The organism is Enterobacter sp. SECR19-1250 (genome assembly GCF_013391025.1).
In the GTDB taxonomy this organism is placed as follows: Bacteria; Pseudomonadota; Gammaproteobacteria; order Enterobacterales; family Enterobacteriaceae; genus Enterobacter; species Enterobacter cloacae.
In genome coordinates, this window is the sequence record NZ_JACASJ010000355.1 from 1 (window position 1) to 254 (window position 254).

The following is a 254-nucleotide window of genomic DNA, read 5'->3' on the forward strand; positions in this document are numbered from 1 at the left end:
TCGTCAAAATCGGTGTTGCAAAAACGGGAGTGACCATAGATTCCGTTTTCTGAGGCGATCCCTAGGAGCTCGGATCTCAGGACGAAGGTCTCCGCGAATGTCCGGTCGATCCGCGCGACGTCCCAGGCGGGCGTTCCCTTGGCGGACATCCACGCCGCAGCGTCGTGCATCAGCCGCACAACCTCGTCGATATCACCCGAGCAGGCGACCCGAACGTTCGGAGGCTCCTCGCTGTCCATTCGCTCCCCTGGCGC

1 protein-coding gene is annotated in these 254 nt (G+C 62.2%); it reads right to left on the bottom strand.

The window, feature by feature from the left end:
* Positions 1 to 239, bottom strand: a 239-nt coding sequence (locus tag HX884_RS26945; protein ID WP_045340086.1) for a hypothetical protein, incomplete at its 3' end; no start/stop codon positions are given.
* Positions 240 to 254: the final 15 nt, after the last annotated feature.